The sequence below is a fragment of the Candidatus Nitronereus thalassa genome (assembly GCF_032191465.1).
In the GTDB taxonomy this organism is placed as follows: domain Bacteria; phylum Nitrospirota; class Nitrospiria; order Nitrospirales; family UBA8639; genus Nitronereus; species Nitronereus thalassa.
Map to the genome: position 1 here is coordinate 1,459,000 of NZ_JAQOUE010000001.1, position 19,079 is coordinate 1,478,078.

Below are 19,079 nucleotides of genomic sequence, written 5' to 3' on the forward strand. Positions count from 1 at the left end.
TTTCCATTCTGAAGAATTGGTGGGCAAATTGAACAATCACTCAATTCGCATGTCATCTCCCAATTCTCAGCCAAGTCAACCGAGTCTGACTCTTCTCATACATTTGGGAAATGTTCAGAAGATGTTTTGTTAAGCAGGATTAGGAGTGCAATGGGTACGCCTGCCACTTTGAATTGTCGTGACAGCAAATCGTCCAAATTTCATTTATATGTTTTAAGTATCCCAGGGGAAGTGGGTTTCGTGCCTTTGGATTGTGGATAATCATTGATCCAGCCAATAAGTCAAAGGCCAGTGAGAAAAATGAGCAGTCGGAATACAACACCGCTGAGATTAAACTATTCTCCCCAGATAAAAAAAACCTTGTATCAATTTCCTCCCCACTGGCTTTCGGAATACTCTCACAATACCTAATGCCCTCATTGGCATCAGAGGTACCAGGACCAAATATCACATAAGGGGCTCCCAAACCGTGAGTGGCTCTCATAATTGCCGGTGGACTTAAACAAGCTCTCGGACTAAGCTTCGATGAGCTAATAGCAATTACACAAATGTCGCTTCTCGATATAATTCCGCATTTGAGATATTCCTTATATTTTTTCTTTTTTTCATCGAGGGCACTACAAATACGTAAAACAATCTGATCGACCGGGACTCTCTCAGCTACCGAAGCGCCATACTTTATCGGCGAAACTGAATTGGGGTTACCTTCTTCTCCTGGTCCTGGACAAATAGCCTCTACAAATATCTTTTTACCATCTTTCTCCATGACAAAGTCTGGCCCATGTTCAGTGCTCGTTGGTTTATACTTTTCACTCTTCAAGATCTTCGCGACCATCATCTCCCATAGTCGTGCTAATGGATCTTGGTCAAGTTGGCTTTCAAAATGGGAATCTTCTAACCCGTCAAAACAACAAAAAAGATCAATTATTCTTTCACGAAGACAAAAAATGCCTGAATCCTCTGGAAGGGTTTTAAGAAATTTGCTCTTCGGATATTTTTCAAAAATGTTCATCATAAGCCTTAGAAAGGAAAGGTAGGATCAAGTCTTGCAATGCCACTCTGCTCTTCCCCACCCACGAAAAAGCAATACTCTCCCAGTAGCCTAATGAGTTACATTTTTTGGCGACGACGGGTCACAAGTTTACATTTCTCGTGCTGAGAGCTTTGGGTCGAGGAGCTTTTGTGCACTGTCGCTGCTGCTTACTGGTAGGCCGGATGGGTCTAGGAGGCCGAGTTGCACAAGTACGGAGGCTTGATCCCAATAGATATGTTCGTGGGCGACTTTGCCATTTTCAAATTTGACGATCACTACCACCGCGACTTCCACACGTCGGCCAGTGGGAGGGACTCCTGGAAGCATCCAATCGATTGGCATGGTGTGCGTAAACTTGATCACGTTTTCTTCCACCAGTTGCTCTTCCCCAATGGTAGTTGACACGTTGATGAATTCGACATCGGGCGGAAAGAATTTTCCAATCAGGTGGTTGGCATAAAATTGACGCACTCCTTCCCGGCCTACGCCACCCATCTTCACGGGTATGTTATGGAGATGAGGGGCGTCCGTCATCGTGGCCATAGTAGCTTCGAGATCGCCGTCCATTTCAGCATTCATATGTTGCTGAAAGACATCCACCATCACTTGCTGATTTGAGGATAGGTTACCCATCACACCTCCATTGAGCTCATGGTTCTTTATTACATGGGTACAACACACATAGCGTCAGTCAATTTCTGCCTTTCCCTAAGCAGTTCACTAATGCGCATGACCGCCTTCGTGAGTATGGCCGTGGTCGAGTTCTTCTTGAGTAGCTTCCCGGACATTGACAATTTGGATGTCAAAATTTAACGTCACGCCAGCTAAGGGATGGTTTAGATCGATGGTGACTTCGTCACCCTCGACTTTGGTTACGACAATGTGCTGGGCAGTCCCATCCGGAGCCTTGGCTTCGAATGCCATCCCTGCTTCCACGACATCGACACCTTCGAATGCTGCACGTTCGATGACCTTTATGCCATTGGGGTCAACCTCTCCATAGCCCTCTGCAGGCGCCACTTTCACGGTCAGAGAATCTCCGGCACTTTTCCCCACTAGGGCTTTTTCCAATCCTGAGACGATATTCCCCGCTCCGTGTAGATACGCCAACGGCTCCCCACCCTCTGAACTATCCAATACCTTTCCTGCTTCATCCATGAGCTTATAATGCATGCTAACGACCGATTTTTCGCCAATAAGTAACGCCATTGATTTTCCTTTCTGTGAGTCGAAAGTCCTTTCTTAACCAGAAGAAAGGCTTGCGAAATAATAGCGGGCTGCCACGAAGAAACTCGCAGATTTCTCTACCCGTTTTTGAGTCTAATGACCTTGCTTGTACGTTGCAAGGCCGGTGTGCTTGGTGGAAATTCTAGAACTGGGAAATGGCCTGGGAGATTTTATCACCAGGCCGAATAGAAGCTGATGAATAGCAATACATACAGAGGAGGTCTTGTCGCTTGATTAAAAAGCTAGAACCATCAACCCAAAGCTTCTTTGACTGTCTCGCCAATTTCCGCTGGATTTTTGACCACTCGAACCCCAGCAGATTCCAAGGCGGCCATTTTTTCTTTGGCAGTGCCTTTTCCGCCAGTGATGATGGCTCCAGCATGGCCCATGCGTCGCCCAGGAGGAGCCGTGATCCCCGCGATAAAACCGATAACCGGTTTGGTCATTTCTTTTTTGATAAAGGACGCGGCTTTTTCTTCAGCATCACCACCGATCTCGCCGATCATGACGACCGCTTCGGTCTCGTCGTCTTGCTCGAACATTTGAAGCAGATCAATGTATCCGGTTCCAATGATGGGATCGCCGCCAATGCCGACACACGTCGTTTCGCCAAGCCCCAAATTCGTGAGTTGGTTGACGGCTTCATAGGTAAGGGTACCGCTACGGGAGATCACCCCCACTTTGCCTTTTTTATGAATGAAGCCCGGCATGATACCGATTTTACATTCGTCTGCTGTAATGATCCCTGGACAATTGGGGCCGATGAACCGGGTCTGGGTGCTCTGGAGCGCACGTTTCACACGCACCATTTCATTGACCGGAATGCCTTCGGTGATACAGACCACTAACCAAATGCCCGCATCTGCAGCTTCGAGAATGGCATCTGCCGCGAAGGGAGGCGGTACAAAAATCAACGACGTGGTGGCTTCGGTCTTTTTAACAGCTTCGCGAACGGTGTTAAATACCGGAATGCCCTCAACTTCTTGCCCCGCTTTTCCAGGAGTCACCCCTGCCACAATCTGTGTTCCATAGGCCTTACACTGCGTGGCATGAAAGGAACCTTCTTTTCCAGTAATACCCTGGACCACGACTTTCGTTGATTTATTCACTAAGATACTCATTCTCCGTTCCTTCCTTTTTCTTCTTTCACTTTTTCGTGAGGAAGTTGAGTTCTCACTGCGGCCGTCGAGCGATCACCTTCTGAGGTGAGCGCTCCGGGAGCACAGGAATTTAACATCCTCACCCCTTTTTCTTTTTGCCTTTCATGGCCACAATCTTTTGCGCGGCTTCCCAGAGGTCGGTGGCCACATCTACCTTTAAGCCTGACTCGAGGAGAAGCTTTCGGCCTTCCTCGGCATTGGTTCCTTGGAGACGAACCACCACGGGCAATTTAATGCCGACCTCTTTTGATGCTTCGATCACGCCGTTGGCAATACGTTCGCATCTCACGATTCCACCAAAGATATTGATGAAAATGCCTTTGACTTTTTTGTCCTTGAGGAGAATGCGAAATCCGGCGGCTACGGTCTCTTTCGTCGCTCCGCCGCCAACATCTAAGAAATTCGCGGGTTCGGCACCGGCTAGCTTAATGACATCCATTGTCGCCATAGCGAGCCCTGCGCCATTCACCATACAGCCGATATCCCCGTCGAGTTTCACGTAGTTGAGATTATGCTTTCCTGCTTCAATTTCCATCGGCTCTTCCTCGTGCAAATCGCGGAGGGCCTGGATATCCGTATGTTTGAACAACGCGCAATCATCGAAAGAAACTTTGCCATCCAAGGCAATCAGCGTTTTTTCCGTGGTAATGACCAGCGGATTAATCTCCACCATGGACGCGTTCTTTTCCATAAACAAGCGATACAAATTCCCCAGCATTTGAATGAACGGATTGACCACCGCCTTTTCAATCGCAGGCAAGCCTAGGGCAAAGGCCAGATTGCGCCCGTTGTAGGCTTGAAACCCAACGGCCGGATCAATGGTTTCCCTGATGACTTTTTCCGGGGTCTTTTCCGCCACTTCTTCGATCTCCATTCCACCTTCGGTACTAGCAATGAAGACCGGACGCCCAGTATCCCGATCGACGAGTAAACTAAGGTAGAGTTCCTTGTCGATTCCTGCGCCTTCTTCAATGAGCAATCGGCGAACTTTTCTGCCCTTTGGACCCGTTTGATGCGTCACGAGGGTTTTTCCCATGAGCTCTTGCGCCAACCCCGGAACCTCGTCACGATTTTTTGTGATCTTCACGCCACCAGCTTTGCCTCGTCCTCCTGCATGGATTTGCGCTTTGACCACATACACTGGGGTGTCAAGCGCCGCCGCCCATTTTTCGGCAGCCCGGGCACTTTTAATTTCTTTGCCCTTGGGCACAGGCACTCCAAATTGAGCAAATAACTGTTTCGCTTGAAATTCGTGAATGTTCATACAGATCCCTTTTTTCGTTAAAATTGCTCTTGGGGCCAGCCCTGCTCGACCACTTGATTGTATGTTGTCATTCCTAGTTTGCCAAAGGGGAAATGACGAGATACGTCTTATGTATTCTGCGTTCGCGTATACGCGGGCAACACCATCGGGGAGATGACTTGACTGGTGACACCATGTTTCTTGCTTTCGGCCCGGAAGCGTTGCAAATGGGTTAACGTTAATTTCCCCTGAGAAGCGGTTTTCACTCTCGATGCTGCGGTGAGTCCCGAACGTTTTCCAAATACCATGAGATCTAACAGCGAGTTCCCCATTAACCGATTACGCCCATGCAACCCCCCAGAGGTTTCCCCAGCCACGAATAGATTCTTCACTGATGTTTCACTATTGGAATCGATCTTCACGCCACCGTTTTGATAATGCAGTGTCGGATAGATCAACACGGGGTCTTTTCGAATATCCACGCCATACCGTTCATATTGCCGAACCATGGCCGGGAAATGTTTATCCAACGTCCCCTCTCCTTGTTCAGCTTCGAGCAGCGGAGTATCCAACCAGACACCAACCCGACCTGTGGCGGTACGTATGCCGCGCCCTTCTTCACATTCTCGTATAATCGATGACGACACCACATCGCGTGTATCCAACTCATTCACAAACCGTTCACCTTTTGAATTGACCAAATGTCCGCCTTCTGACCGAATGCCCTCGGTCACGAGCTGGCCGACCAATTGTTCGGGATATACGCCACCCGACGGGTGATATTGGAAAGTATCGATTTGAACAAGTGGAGCGCCCATTCGATACGCCAGTGCGAGACCATCGCCCGTAGCCCCATAATGGTTACTCGTGGGAAATCCTTGAATGTGCAGACGTCCGATTCCACCCGTGGCCAAAATCACGGCTTTGGCCGCCACGACGACAAACCGCTTGTTATCCAAATCTTGGAGTACGGCCCCGGTGCATGTCCCCTGTTCATCACTCAACAATTCGATCGCAGCGGCGAATTCAAGCAGCTGAATCTTTTGGTTCAGGACTTCATCCTTCAGCACCCGCATGATTTCCAGCCCGGTATAATCGGAACAGGTCAACAAGCGTTCTTTTGTACTGCCACCCCCTTTTTTCACATGCAAGTTGCCATCGGGGTCTCGATCAAACAACACACCCAATTCTAATAACCACTTCGCAATCGAAGGACCCTCTTCCACCATAGTTTTCAGGAGGTCATGGTCATTTTTCATATGACCACCCTTGAGGGTATCCAGGAAATGCTGAACCGGGGAATCATTAGGAGCGACCGCGATTTGCATGCCACCTTGAGCCATGACGGAATTCGAATCGGCTAGGCGCAACTTGGTCGCCAGCAGGACTTTTGCTCCTTCGGCATGGGCATGCAGTGCTGCGGCACAACCAGCACCGCCGCCGCCAACCACCAACACATCAACTGTATAATCTGGGGTCAGGGTCAACTCTGTAGGAACGGGACTATCCCCTTCCAATACCGAAGCCAATTCTCGAACCGTCAGATCGCCCGCATTTGGACCGAAAGCCACGGGACGATACGCCGCCTCGCGATGATCGGGATGGTATTTTTTTATGAGCGTATCACGCTCGGCAGGACTCAGTTTGGGTAAGGCTTGAGCACGACGGGAATCGCGAGAATTGTGGACCACTTGATGAAGTGCATGAATATCCATAAATGAAAAAGTCACTCCCCCTATTTAATATTCGCGGAGGCTTGCTGCAATTCGTCATCGGACATTTTCAAGACGCGGTCCCAATCTTCTTTGTATTGTCCCTCTTCTATGGCCTTAATTCGATCAGCAAGGCCCGCGGGCTTTTCCATTTCTCGCACACCATAGGCTCGACTGGCATAGACGCCGACCAAGCTCGGCGCAATATCGGCAATACAGACCGGCGCGCACAGGCCGCACATCACACAATCCATAAACGTTTCCGACACCGCCTTAAAATCACCAAAAACGGCTTTCCACACGCCTTCTCTCACATCGATGCCTTGCGGACAAGCCTCTGTGCAGGCATTACAATTCCGGCATAAAGGCGCCTCGGGATACAACTCAAACAAATCTTGTTTAGGATTTTCGAGGGTATTGAGATCGTAAACGGCCTTCCGCGCGGGAAACGGCGGAGCAAACGAAAAAGACATGCCATCTTCCACGGCATGGGAACAGGCGAGGCAGGTTTTGACTTTCGGGTCATCCTTGGTTCGATAGTAAGTTCCACATGCGCCACAAAAACCACCTAGGCATCCTGCGCCACGAGTGACCTCATGGCCCGCATACCACAGCGCCTTCATCAGCGTAATCCCTGCGGGAACTTGATGGGCCTTCCCATCGATTTCCACAGTCACCATCTTCGGTTCTTGGGCATGCTCTTGATCGACCGTATTTTCGTTTTCAGTGGTCATAGGCAATTGGGTGACTTCCAAGTAGGAAGCCACCCATCCTTCTTGGTTAATTCAAGGCATTTAAAGCCGAACCCGCTTTAAACCAGGTTATTTGGGGCTCGGTCATGCTGTGATTGGCTTGTATGGTAATTTCCTTGCCATCCTTCTTATGAATCACCACGGACACGGGTTTTCCAGGAGCCAGAGAGGCCAGACCTGTGACACTGATCCGATCTTCTTGCTCAATCTGATCATAGTCCGAAGGATTGGCGAACGTCATGGGAAGAATGCCTTGCTTCTTCAAATTGGTTTCATGAATACGCGCAAAACTCTTCACCAACACGGCAAGGACACCAAGGAACCGTGGCGACATCGCGGCATGTTCACGGCTGCTGCCTTCGCCATAATTTTCATCACCAACGACGAACGACCCAATGCCCTTCGATTTATAATCACGGGCAACTTGCGCCGGCGTCAGTCCTGATTCCCCAGTTAACACATTGTTGGCTTTGCCAGCCTCGCTCGCAAAAGCATTGTTGGCGCCAAGGAACATGTTGTCGCTAATTTTATCCAAGTGCCCACGGAACTTGAGCCAAGGCCCGGCAGGAGAAATGTGATCAGTCGTCGTCTTCCCTTTGGTTTTAATCAACAATGGAAGTTTCACAAAGTCTTTGCCATCCCACTTTGGAAATGGTTGCAGCAATTGAAGCCGTTCACTGGTAGGAGGCAGATCCACTTCCAGACCCTCGCCATTTTCCGCTGGAGCGACAAAGCCTTCCTCGCCTTTGGCAAACCCTTTGGCTGGCAATTCTTCCCCCTGAGGAGGATCGAGCTTAATGTCCTTGCCATCCGCAGTTTTGATGGTGTCGTGAATGGGATCGAATCCTAAATTCCCAGTCAGCGCATAAGCAGCCACTAATTCCGGACTCGCCAAAAATGACAAGGTTTCAGCAATCCCGTCATTCCGACCAGGAAAATTCCGGTTAAACGTGCTGACAATGGAATCGGCTTTCCCCTTGACTCCATCCGCGCGCTTCCATTGACCGATACATGGGCCACAAGCATTCGCCAACACCGTAGCACCTAAATCTTCAAACGTCTTCATGAAACCATCGCGTTTCATAGTATGGAAAATACGTTCGGAACCTGGTGAAATTAAAAATGCAGTTTTGGCTTTCAAGCCCGCTTTCAAACCTTGCTGAGCAATATGGGCGGCCCGGCCAATATCTTCATAGGAAGAATTCGTACAGCTTCCGAGAAGCGTGGCTTTTAGCTCAACGGGATAGCCTTTTTCCTTCGCTTCGGCGGCTAATTTGGAAATGGGTCGCGCTAAATCCGGAGAATGCGGACCGACCACATGCGGCTCCAACGCCGACAGGTCAATTTCCACGATTTCGTCGAAATACTTTTCGGGATTTGCATAGACTTCAGGATCAGCCACTAACAATTCTTTATTGGCCTGAGCCAACTTCGCAATATCCTCACGCTCGGTAATCTTGAGATAGTCCACCATTTTTTGATCAAAGGGGAAGACCGACGTGGTCGCGCCCAACTCCGCGCCCATATTGGTAATCGTGCCTTTGCCGGTGGCGCTAATCGTTTCAGCGCCTGGACCGAAGTATTCGACGATTTTGTTTGTGCCACCTTTTACCGTGAGTTTTCCGCAGATATACAAAATCACATCCTTGGGAGATGCCCAACCACTGAGTTTACCCGTAAGTTTTACACCGATCAGTTTGGGATGCAGCACTTCCCAGGGAAGTCCGGCCATCACTTCGCCAGCGTCGGCTCCACCGACGCCAATGGCCAACATACCTAACCCACCGCCATTGGGTGTATGAGAGTCTGTTCCGATTATGAGCCCACCAGGGAATGCATAATTTTCCAGAACCACTTGATGAATAATGCCTGCGCCAGGTTTCCAAAAACCAATGCCATACTTTTTCGCGGCGGACGCCAGAAAGTTATAGACTTCCCGATTTTCTTGGTTGGCAATCATGAGATCTTTTTCAGAACCCATTTCCGCCCGAATGAGGTGATCGCAATGAATCGTACTCGGCACAGCGGCCTTCTTTTTGCCGGCTTGAATGAACTGCAACATAGCCATTTGGGCCGTAGCATCTTGCATGGCCACGCGATCAGGCCGAAGGGCCAACATGGCCTTGCCTCGGTCCCAGGCTTGAGTATTCAAATCATCAGCATGGGACACCAGGATTTTTTCAGCGAGCGTTAAACCTCGACCAAATTTTTTCCGAGCGGCGTCAATGGCCGCTGGCATTTTTGCGTATAAATTTTTGACTAAATCAATCGACATAATATTTTCTCCGCATTCATCCGAGGTGGCTTAGGCCGAAGGGGCTCAGGCCATCCATCGGAGTCTATTGTTAGAAACCACCTGACTATTTCAGTGGTGGCACTTCCCGACGACTAGGGGCTGCATAATTCACTAAATAATTAAACAATCGAATCAATCGGCTGCCTTGCCGCTTTTGATCCGTCCAATGGCCGATCAGTCCAATGGTTCTGGACAGAACAAAGAACCCGTTGAGACTATCCACCGGGAAGCCAATATCGACTAAGACTGCCGCCATGGTACCGTCGACGTTTAGGATTAGGTTATCTTTTTTGGCTGCCGTAATTTTTTCCACCTCTAGCGCAAAATCTAGATGCGGTGTGGGAATACCTAAACTTTTCACGTACCCGACAAGTTCTTTGACCCGCTTGTCCGGGTTTCGAAGGCTTTTCACCCTATGGCCAATTCCCGGAACTGGTCCGACATTTTGCTTCATGTAACCCAAGAATTCATTAACGGCCATCTTGTTATCGATGGCGTATTTGAAGTAGCGTCCGGCATCCGTAACGGCTCCACCAAAGCGTGGGCCAATCATGATCAGCCCAGCCGCGACTGCCTGAGACATTCCAATCCCCGCACAAGCTCCAATGATGGTCGTTAACGCACCACTGACACAAGGGCCATGGTCCGCGGAAAGAATAATGATCCGCCGCATAATTTCGGCTTCTTGCTTGGACACCAATCGGCCATCCCAGAGCAAGCCAATCACATGCGTAATGTCATACCCTTTATTAATAAGCTCAGAAGCGGGATACCCTTGATAATAAGGCTCATCCCCCCGATCATCACTGATGGTCGATTTAATAAGTGGAGTAACGAGAATATCGCCATCGGCCATGCCTTGCTCCACACTCCGAGGCAACGCAGGCTTCTCGGTTTCCGTCAACTCAGGAATGGCTTTAACCTGTCCCAATTTCAACAGCTCTTCATAAGTGGCTTTAATCGCAGGTCCCAACGCGCCAAAAGTATCAGGCACTGTCGCTCCAGATTTCTTCAAGGCTTCGGATTTCGCTCGGGCTGACCCTTCACCTTTCAGTCCTTCCTTGGCTCCCGCATGGCCAAACTTCATCCCTTTCGGTAGGCTTTCCTGGCAGAAACCGGAAACCACTGCGAGCAATTTAATCCGGCGTTTCTTCGCGCCATACCATTCAGCTGCACGTTCTTCCAAATCTCCACCCATTTCTCCAACGATCACAACGGCTTTGGTTTGGGGATCGTTTTCAAACATTTCCAAATAGCTGACATAATCCGTGCCCGGATACGCATCCCCCCCGATGCCAATGGCCGTAGTAATCCCATCAGCGAACTGCGAACAAATCCAAATAATTTCGTTAGACAGGCCACCCGACTTCGTGATGACCCCGAATGAACCTGGGCGATATAGTTTGCAAGCTACTAAATTATCAAACGCTCCGCCGATAACGCCCAGACGGCATTCGCCAGCAGACATCACGCCAATTGAGGAAGGCCCGTTAAACGTCTTTTTTAAACCCCGAGCATGTTTTCCCAAAAGCTTGGCGTCTTTTTCAGGAAGGCCCTCAGTAATCATAGACACTGTTTTGATGTGGGAATCATCCAAAGCTTCTTTGGCGCTAGCATAGGCACGATCGGCGCCGACATACACTAAGCTGGTATTGATCTCCGGGTGATTCGCCGTGGCTTCCGCAATGGTTTTGTAAATAGGAATCATCACTATTTGATTCCCGCAAATCACTTCATTGAATTTACCGGCATCAGGCGGATAGACAAAGGCGGATACATTCAATGGCTGTTTGATCATATATCGGAACTCGGCCATCCGTTTAGCCGCGTTCACGCCGGCCACACCGCCCTGAATTACTACGTGGGTATCTTTCGTTGCCAAAATACTCATCGAACTCTCTCCTCAGGTCGTAGTCTTAGTTAGAAAATTATTTAGACAAAGCCATATCCACAATATCAGTCAACGGCAGTGTGCGATCGAAGACTTCAATTTTGAAGCCTTCTTTTTGCAGCTCTTTCATTGCAGCCAATCCTTGCTTTTCATTCGGGCCGCCTCGACGCACCCAAATGCGAACATTGTCCATCTTGCCTTCGGCCTTAGCCTTTCGAAACGCATTGATGATTCCACCAAAGGTCTTTTTGACGTCAGTAAAATTCGCAATGGCGCCACCAACAATAATGTTAGTAATACCTGGCAGCGAACAAACCTTCTCCGTTAACACTTCCACCGCCCAATCCGGAGGATCACCAGAGTATTCGGCATAATTAGCCAATTTTCCTCCGCGGGCCACGACGGCATCGGAGTAATACACGCTCGCGCCTCCACCAGCGGGCAGCATGGCAATATTGCCTCCGGGAATCTCGATGAGCTTGACCGACCCTTTGACCTTGGCATCGACCGCCATGACTTCTTCTTCATTCTTGGTATAGGCACGACCAAATTCCGCAGCAAAAGGAAACGTCCAATCCTTGTGACGGAATTTGGCATCGCCATCGAGGAGGGTGACCGCATCGAGAGCAACCAAATCACCGGCGGAATTTTGCACCACCGGATTAATTTCTAAATATTGCGCATCTTCGTTATCAAAACAGATGAACAGCTTTTTGAGGAATTCCGCCACCTTTTTGGCCGTGTCACCAGAAAATCCAGCATCTTTTACCAGACCAGAAAGCGCCGCATCGGTCGGCTCTTCGCCAATATCCACTAAAATCCGTTTCACCTTCTCCCAATTGGATTCAACTTCGATCCCGCCACAATTCGCCACCATGATCTCGACACCTTCGCGCACCGATTTGGCAGCGGCATAATATTCGTCGGTGTGATCAATGGCTTCCGAAACAATCACTTCACGGATGGTCACTGATTCCACCTTTTTGCCTAACATCTCCTTGACTGCCGCTTTGGTGCCCTTGAGATCCAACCCAACTTTGACCAGGCCCAATTTAAATCGAGACCCCAACGCCTCATGGGCCTTGGCAACCAATTTACTCTTTTGTAGCCAGTCATTGGTTTGTGCAAGTTGGTCAAATTCCTCTGACGAACTCACGACCACGTAATTCGGGGTTTGCAGCCCCCACTTCTTCAACAAGCCCATTCCCGGGCCTTCAAGTACCTTAGCCATAACGAAACCTTTGTTAAGGTGGGTGATATATAGAAATTTCAGAACTCAGAACACCGAACGGTGGATTTTAATGAGATTTTTTTCTTGTCGCAACCAACCAGAAGACCCAGAACAAACGAGAGACGAAAGGCCCAGAAAATGATACCGTTTAACCACCATCTGCACATCTCATGAAGTTTTTCTTTTAAATTCAACAACTTGATGTTGGTGGTTTCAAAATCCTGAAGAAACTTCTTTCCACGTCCGCACTTTCACGGGTTGCGAGAGTAATGCGGATTTTATGAAGCAACTATTATATTGGACGCTAAGCTGGCCTCCCATTTGTTTGAGGGCACTCACCCATAGCCCACCCTGTAGGGTAATCGCGGCCCCATCCCCCTGGATAATGAGTTCGCCGTTGACAATGATCATGCCCTCCCAAGAGACTTCCCCCTCCAATATTGCCGACCCATTCACCAATAACATGCCTCGCCCCTGGAAGTTGCGTATCACAGTCGGACTCTGATTTGTCCCTTGAATAAAATAGGTTGCGGAATCAGGCGAAGATCCTGATTCTTGATTCGAGAGACCTGACTGAACAGAGATAGCACCTGACTTGAGTCCCGTCAGGGCTTGGGACAAATCTAGCTCTACTCCCCCTTGGTAAGGGGTCGTCGGACCCCCATCAAATTGCATCGCCTCACCTGAAGTCACCAGACTGCCTGAATACACCGGAGGAAGGCTAGGAGCCCCTCCACAAGCATCATGACCATAAATTGCCCCACCCTGTCCAGCAAAAGTCACAGCCCCCGCTGCATATACAGCCCCGAGATGATTGGGCCCAGGAGGGTGAAACAACTCAGCCTCAAGAAGTACTCCACTTGCACCGTTCCCTCCATGAACCGTGACCATTTTCACAGGTAACCAGGGGGTGGGGCCTTGAATGGTTAACGGTTGGGGAATGATCGAATCCTTATTCGAATAACCGTAAAAAATCACGTTTCCGACATTTGCCACCTGATGCTTTTTATTCGTGCCGTCCAAATCAAGGTAGTGGGGAGTTTCCGCCTTATGCCCCGTCTGCTCGGCATCATATTCAGTTTTGTGTCGAACCTTAATCCAGTAGGGAAGCAGCGATTGCATACTGTTCGGCTGAATCGCGCTACTTGTAGGATTTCCGGGTTGAGGAAAGTAATTTAACAACTGAGATGAAAAACTCTGGTCATCGTTGGGGGTCCACGAGGTTGAGGTCACAATATACGCAGACCATATGGGGTTGGCATTTTGCCCGAGATCAGCAATAAAAAATTGTTCAGTTCCTGGTCGGTTTCTCAACCGCGCTTTCGCTTCTGCCAACCCTGCCTCAGCAGCATAAAAATCTTGTACTGCCTGTCGCTGGTTTCCACTAATCTTGATTTCCGTCGAAGTCGTTTGGAGCACAGTGACCGCCACAATTCCCACCACAACCACTAATAATAGCGCAGAGACTAAGGCGAAACCTTGGCATTGTTTGGTTACAATCATTTGAGGAGTAATTGATTTTCCTACACGTCCAATTTCCACCCGTAATTTCATGGCAAGTTCCTGGGGACCACTCGAGAGCGTAGGGTAAAAGTTCGATGGCCATCGTTTTTTGGATAATTGGCATCAGGATGTTCGGTTTGCGCGGTAAGCATGAGTTCAACCATTCGAATCTGCGTAGCATCTCCAGTCACGTTCCCTTGTCCATCAAAATATCGAATGACTAAAGATTGAATGTGCCCCGCCACAGGTTGTCGCCCACCCCTTCCTACTTTTCGTTTCAGAGTCATCGTGGAGGCGTCATGAAGAAACACGATGGATTCATTGGAATCGGTGAGGACCCCATTTCCATTAAGGTCCGACCTGATGTGCAGCTCCTTTGGATGATAGTCGACTCCAAGAAAATCATTTGAGCTGTTTTTATCTCGATTTACTCCCATGGGATCGTAGCCAGCCATTCGAACTTCACGCGTCATCAGATCCATAGCGGCACGGGCATTTTGTTGCATCCCCATTACATCTTCTTGCACGACTCGTTGTTTCACCTGAATAAGGTGAATACTATATACCGCTGCCACCGTGGCTAAACCCATCACCAGGGCCACCATAAGTTCGGTTAATGTCACTCCCCGCTGATCAAAGATTTTTGTCGAGGAATGGGCCATATTTATTCAGCCACGATGGTAGACAAGGATACGGAATGCCGATCCTCTGCCCAAGATACGGTGACGGTGATGGTGTGCAAGCCTACGTTCGGAGTATTGGGACTAATCGCTATAACGCGTCTATAGAGGGGAAAATCAAGCAGGGATTCATATGGCTCATCGGTTACAATCTGACCGAGAATTGCAGGGTTGTATCCAATCAGTGTTAGCTGTTCGATTTTCTCTTGCGCTAAAAAGGTGGCAGTGGAGAGATGCTTGCCTGTGGCCGCCCCCTTCCATGACACCGTGGCCAGCCCAGAAAGAGCGAGGAGCGCCACAAACACCAATCCCATGGCAATGATGATTTCGACCAGGGTTAAGCCACGCCGATTGCCCATGGCTCCTCCTTCGACGAGACAGTTTACTGATGGCTTCAGCGGTATTTTTATTGAGGAGGTTTGACCTTGACCTGGCCGGTTATGCTCACAGTGACCAACATCTCTCCAGCCTGATTGGCGATCGTCACCGTTCCCAAACTCGAGGCCGTTCCTCTCGGATGAAATATGGGGTTGCGGTTAGAACGAATCGTGACCCCAGGATAGTCATCTTGAATCGATCGACTTTCAAGAAACTCTCCTACATCGGCCTTCCCGTTATTATTATCATCATCCAAGATGTCATACTGATGCGCCTCCGAGAAAAGGACTCTAAATTCATTGCCCTGACTCACGGCCTGCATTCTCGCCGCCAATAGATCCGCCCGAACCTGTCGAACTGCACCATTGAGATGATAATGAGGAATCTGCGTTGACAGCCAAGATCCACCGATGAGGGCTACCACGGACAATATGCCGAGCACTATCAGCAACTCGGTCAAGGTAAATCCCTGCTGACGAGTAAAAGGAGAGCGAGGGACATCGACCATCATTCTGCATACTCCCGTTCACAGCAAAATGGAGTGAAACTGTGTCACGGCCTCTTTCTTCCGCAACTACCACATGGTTCGAATATACCATTGCACTAGATCTGCCTTGAAAAAGAGCGACGCCAAGGCACCGAACACTAGAAACGGCCCAAATGGGATGTAATGTCCTCGCTCCATCACTTTACAGACCAGGAGCCCAATTCCCACCACAGCCCCCATCACCGAAGCCAGCATCAACGTTAGTAGCGCTGATTGCCACCCTAAAAAAGCCCCAATCATGGCGAGGAGTTTAATATCTCCCCCCCCCAAACCTTCCTTACCGAACATATAGGGGCTGAGAATGGCGAGCCCCCAAAGAATTCCCCCACCCAACACCACGCCTACAACTGCATTGAGGAACCCAATGGGCAGGATGGTGGCCGCCGCCAACAGGCCCAGGACAATCCCTGGCAAGGAGATCACATCAGGGATGATCAGATGATCCAGATCAATCCAGGCGACAACGAGGAGGGCCGAAAAAAATATGGCATACACGGCAGCTACCCAAGTCCAACCAAACGTCGCCACGATCCCAACATAGCCTAGGCCATTCATCAGCTCCATAATCGGATATCGTAACGAAATGGAGCCCTGGCAATTCCGACAACGACGCCCAAGACAAATGTAACTAATGAGGGGAATATTGTCGAACCAGGCGATGGGTTGTTGACAATGAGGACACCGCGAACGAGGTGAGACCACCGACTGGCCCTCGGGCAATCGAACTACACAGACATTCAGGAAACTCCCTACGACCAATCCGATCGGAAACACCCATAGATAGAGCCACCAAGGGTCTGTCATACCTGCATCTTGTGTTAGTCAGAAAATCCGCTCGTATGGCGTAAAATACGTAATTTATGCACTTTACTTTCAAACAAACAGACTGCTAGTATTCCCTACATAATTCATCTTGAGGAAAAGTTCGGTGATTCATGACCACGCAACTCAGAGCCAAAAAAAGAGAAATGATTCCCTTGAAACGAAAACGTCCTGAAGCCTTAACCGAGCGCGAGCAAGAAATTCTTCAGCTGATTTGGTCAGGACTGAAGAACAAAGAAATCGCGCAAAGACTTAAAATCAGTGTCAAAACCGTGGAGGCCCATCGGGCCAATATGATGAAAAAGGTCCGCGTGTCTAACGCAGCCCAACTCCTTAATGCCGCAATTCAAGAGGGCCTCATCCAGATTCGTTAAGGCCGACTTTCGCCGCCATTCTCTGCCTGACAACCTCATACACCACCACGGCCACACTCGCCGAAACATTGAGCGAATCCACTTTCCCCCGCATTGGAATTTTAGCTTGCCCAGCACATTTCTGGAGGACTCCTGGCCGAACCCCTTTCCCTTCCCCACCAAACACTAGAATAATAGGGCCATTCATATCCATTTCATGGTACGATTGTTTCGCATCTGGATGCAATGCAATCGACGAAATATCTTGCGCCTCAAATCGTTCGATCAGTTTTCCGATATTGGAGCACCGCGCTACAGCCATATACTCCAAAGCCCCAGCGGATGTACGAGCGACGGTTGAGGTGAGCCCAACTGAACGCCGGTCGGGAATGAATATTCCATTGACACCGGCCGCTTCCGCCGTTCTGATAATGGCCCCAAGATTTTGCGGGTCTTCAACTCCATCCAAGGCCAAGAATAAGGGAGCCTCCTGTTGACAAAGGGCCCTTTCTAGAATTTCGTCTTCGGTAGTATACGATTTGGCCGCCACAAACCCGACGACGCCTTGATGATGCTCTCCCCGAAGGACCAATCGATCCAGGTGATGACGCGGCTCCACCACAAGGGGAACCCCTTGGGCTTTTGCCATTTGAATGATCTTGTAAAATTGGCGATCCCGGTGAGTCAATGCGATCTTCACGAAACTTCGAGCCCCTGCCCGAAGGGCTTCGGTTACCGCATGGATACCACAGATTCGTTCGCCGAAATTATCGCTTCCATCTCGTGGAACCGTCGGGACGGTCTTCGAGGATAATGCCTTTGGAGGCCAGGTCTTTTCGGATTTGATCTGCTGTTTGAAAGTTTTTTTCCTCACGGGCCTTGCGTCGACTTTCGATTTGATGATTTATCCATTCATCTGTTGCCCCCTCTATAACGACTGGGGCGACACCAGAAATCCCCAATGCACCAGCAGGAGGTGTAATTACAATTGGACTAAATTGCCAGTCTTTAGGTTGAACCTGGAAAAGACCTATTGGAGTTCCCCATTTTCGGAAACTTTTTAGGATCTTGCGCTTTCCTTGATCTGAATATTTTCCTTCAAATTTATTCAAAATACCACGAAGTCTATGGAACTCGCCTAATACTTTTGGGGTATTAAAATCATCATCCATGGCCTTCTCAAAATTTTGTTCGGTTTCAACAAGTATACCTGCTAGTTCTATGTCAGAAAGCTCTTTGCTTTCTACCGCAGGTTCTTCTAGTCTTTGGAAAAGTCCGTAAAAATTGTCTAATGCAGATTTTGCCTCAGAAAGAGCCTGATCAGAAAAATTAATGTCACTTCGATAATGCGTTGACAGTAGAAGATACCTGAGAGATTCCGAAGTCACTGATTCTTTCCACTGTGATTTTTCAAATATTTCCCTAATAGTAAAAAAATTTCCCAGTGATTTAGACATCTTTTCTTCGTCAATTGTGACGAATCCGTTGTGCACCCAATACCGAGCGAACTCTTGTCCAGTCGCAGCACACGATTGTGCAATTTCGTTTTCATGATGGGGAAAAATAAGATCCTTGCCCCCACCATGGATATCGAATATGTCCCCAAGATGATGCACGGACATAGCCGAACACTCAATATGCCACCCAGGGCGCCCAGCGCCCCAAGGACTGTCCCAGGCCGGTTCTCCAGTCTTCGCGCCTTTCCACAATGCGAAATCCATGGGGTCTCGTTTGCGGGAATCGACCTCAACCCGCGCCCCTGCTTGCATATCCTCCAACTTCCTTCGTCCCAACCGTCCATAGGTCGCGAACGTAGAAACCTCGTAAAAAACATCATGGTCGACCTGATAGGCATGCCCTTTATCTACCAAGGCCTTGATCATCTCGATGATTTCAGTCATATGCTCTGTGGCTCTCGGCTCGATATTGGGGTTTAGGATTCCTAACCGATTCATGTCCCGGTAATAGGCGTGCACATATTTTTCGGTGACTTGATTCCAGGGTCTGGATTCTTCCACCGCCCGATTGAGAATTTTATCATCAATATCCGTGAAATTTTTTACGTAGTTGACCTCGTACCCTCGGTAGGTGAGATAACGTCGGATAAGGTCAAAGACGATGGCACTCCGGGCATGGCCTAGGTGACATTCATCGTACACCGTTACTCCACACACATACATGCCAACCTGATGTGGAATGCGCGACACGAATTCTTCTTTTTTACTGGTCAGGGAGTTGAATATCTTCACGG

18 protein-coding genes are annotated in these 19,079 nt (G+C 49.1%); 1 reads left to right on the forward strand and 17 read right to left on the reverse strand.

From position 1 onward, the window contains the following. Window positions 1-139: 139 nt before the first annotated feature. The 15 genes from PPG34_RS06555 to PPG34_RS06625 all read right to left on the reverse strand — a co-directional run bounded on the left by PPG34_RS06555 (window position 140) and on the right by PPG34_RS06625 (window position 16,457). Complete coding sequence (locus PPG34_RS06555) at window positions 140-1,015, reverse strand: hypothetical protein (protein ID WP_313832361.1); 876 nt, start codon at window positions 1,013-1,015, stop codon at window positions 140-142. Between the two features lie 126 nt (window positions 1,016-1,141). Next, window positions 1,142-1,666 carry an ester cyclase gene (locus tag PPG34_RS06560; protein ID WP_313832362.1) on the reverse strand — a complete coding sequence of 175 codons (525 nt, stop codon included), beginning with the start codon at window positions 1,664-1,666 and terminating at the stop codon, window positions 1,142-1,144. A gap of 87 nt (window positions 1,667-1,753) precedes the next feature. Continuing rightward, window positions 1,754-2,242 (reverse strand): FKBP-type peptidyl-prolyl cis-trans isomerase, encoded by a 489-nt coding sequence (locus PPG34_RS06565; protein WP_313832363.1) that lies wholly within the window; start codon window positions 2,240-2,242, stop codon window positions 1,754-1,756. A 269-nt stretch (window positions 2,243-2,511) separates the two neighbouring features. Beyond that, on the reverse strand, window positions 2,512-3,381 hold the full coding sequence (gene sucD, locus PPG34_RS06570) for a succinate--CoA ligase subunit alpha (protein ID WP_313832364.1): 870 nt from the start codon (window positions 3,379-3,381) through the stop codon (window positions 2,512-2,514). 118 nt (window positions 3,382-3,499) lie between these two features. Then, window positions 3,500-4,684: an ADP-forming succinate--CoA ligase subunit beta gene (gene sucC / locus PPG34_RS06575; RefSeq protein ID WP_313832365.1), complete on the reverse strand. Its 1,185-nt coding sequence runs from the start codon at window positions 4,682-4,684 to the stop codon at window positions 3,500-3,502. Between the two features lie 107 nt (window positions 4,685-4,791). Further along, window positions 4,792-6,378: an FAD-dependent oxidoreductase gene (locus PPG34_RS06580; RefSeq protein ID WP_313832366.1), complete on the reverse strand. Its 1,587-nt coding sequence runs from the start codon at window positions 6,376-6,378 to the stop codon at window positions 4,792-4,794. Between the two features lie 20 nt (window positions 6,379-6,398). Continuing rightward, window positions 6,399-7,142 carry a 4Fe-4S dicluster domain-containing protein gene (locus PPG34_RS06585; protein WP_313832367.1) on the reverse strand — a complete coding sequence of 248 codons (744 nt, stop codon included), beginning with the start codon at window positions 7,140-7,142 and terminating at the stop codon, window positions 6,399-6,401. 13 nt (window positions 7,143-7,155) lie between these two features. Then, the gene (locus PPG34_RS06590; RefSeq protein WP_313832368.1) at window positions 7,156-9,402 is read right to left on the reverse strand and encodes an aconitate hydratase; all 2,247 of its coding nucleotides are present in this window, start codon (window positions 9,400-9,402) and stop codon (window positions 7,156-7,158) included. Between the two features lie 85 nt (window positions 9,403-9,487). After that, window positions 9,488-11,314 (reverse strand): citrate/2-methylcitrate synthase, encoded by a 1,827-nt coding sequence (locus PPG34_RS06595; protein ID WP_313832369.1) that lies wholly within the window; start codon window positions 11,312-11,314, stop codon window positions 9,488-9,490. A 37-nt stretch (window positions 11,315-11,351) separates the two neighbouring features. Next, window positions 11,352-12,545: an ATP citrate lyase citrate-binding domain-containing protein gene (locus tag PPG34_RS06600; RefSeq protein WP_313832370.1), complete on the reverse strand. Its 1,194-nt coding sequence runs from the start codon at window positions 12,543-12,545 to the stop codon at window positions 11,352-11,354. Between the two features lie 213 nt (window positions 12,546-12,758). Beyond that, a complete protein-coding gene (locus PPG34_RS06605) occupies window positions 12,759-14,099 on the reverse strand; it encodes a pilus assembly PilX family protein (protein ID WP_313832371.1) in 1,341 nt (446 codons plus the stop codon). Next, on the reverse strand, window positions 14,096-14,710 hold the full coding sequence (locus PPG34_RS06610; protein ID WP_313832372.1) for a PilW family protein: 615 nt from the start codon (window positions 14,708-14,710) through the stop codon (window positions 14,096-14,098). The genes PPG34_RS06605 and PPG34_RS06610 overlap by 4 nt, the downstream gene beginning before the upstream one ends. Before the next feature lie 2 nt (window positions 14,711-14,712). Continuing rightward, window positions 14,713-15,087, reverse strand: a complete 375-nt coding sequence (locus PPG34_RS06615; RefSeq protein ID WP_313832373.1) for a type IV pilus modification PilV family protein — start codon at window positions 15,085-15,087, stop codon at window positions 14,713-14,715. Between the two features lie 47 nt (window positions 15,088-15,134). Then, a complete protein-coding gene (locus PPG34_RS06620) occupies window positions 15,135-15,617 on the reverse strand; it encodes a GspH/FimT family pseudopilin (RefSeq protein ID WP_313832374.1) in 483 nt (160 codons plus the stop codon). A 63-nt stretch (window positions 15,618-15,680) separates the two neighbouring features. Beyond that, window positions 15,681-16,457, reverse strand: coding sequence for a prepilin peptidase (locus PPG34_RS06625; protein WP_313832375.1), 777 nt, complete (start codon window positions 16,455-16,457; stop codon window positions 15,681-15,683). Window positions 16,458-16,588: 131 nt separating this feature from the next. On the opposite strand from PPG34_RS06625, the gene PPG34_RS06630 reads away from it, so the two are divergent. Continuing rightward, window positions 16,589-16,849, forward strand: a complete 261-nt coding sequence (locus tag PPG34_RS06630; RefSeq protein ID WP_313832376.1) for a LuxR C-terminal-related transcriptional regulator — start codon at window positions 16,589-16,591, stop codon at window positions 16,847-16,849. Here PPG34_RS06630 and rlmB read toward each other — a convergent pair. Next, window positions 16,833-17,702, reverse strand: coding sequence for a 23S rRNA (guanosine(2251)-2'-O)-methyltransferase RlmB (rlmB, locus tag PPG34_RS06635; RefSeq protein ID WP_313832377.1), 870 nt, complete (start codon window positions 17,700-17,702; stop codon window positions 16,833-16,835). The two genes, PPG34_RS06630 and rlmB, sit on opposite strands and share 17 nt — an antisense overlap. Continuing rightward, the gene (gene cysS, locus PPG34_RS06640) at window positions 17,596-19,077 is read right to left on the reverse strand and encodes a cysteine--tRNA ligase (protein WP_420888064.1); all 1,482 of its coding nucleotides are present in this window, start codon (window positions 19,075-19,077) and stop codon (window positions 17,596-17,598) included. Before cysS ends, rlmB begins: the two co-directional genes overlap by 107 nt. Between the last annotated feature and the right edge of the window lie 2 nt (window positions 19,078-19,079).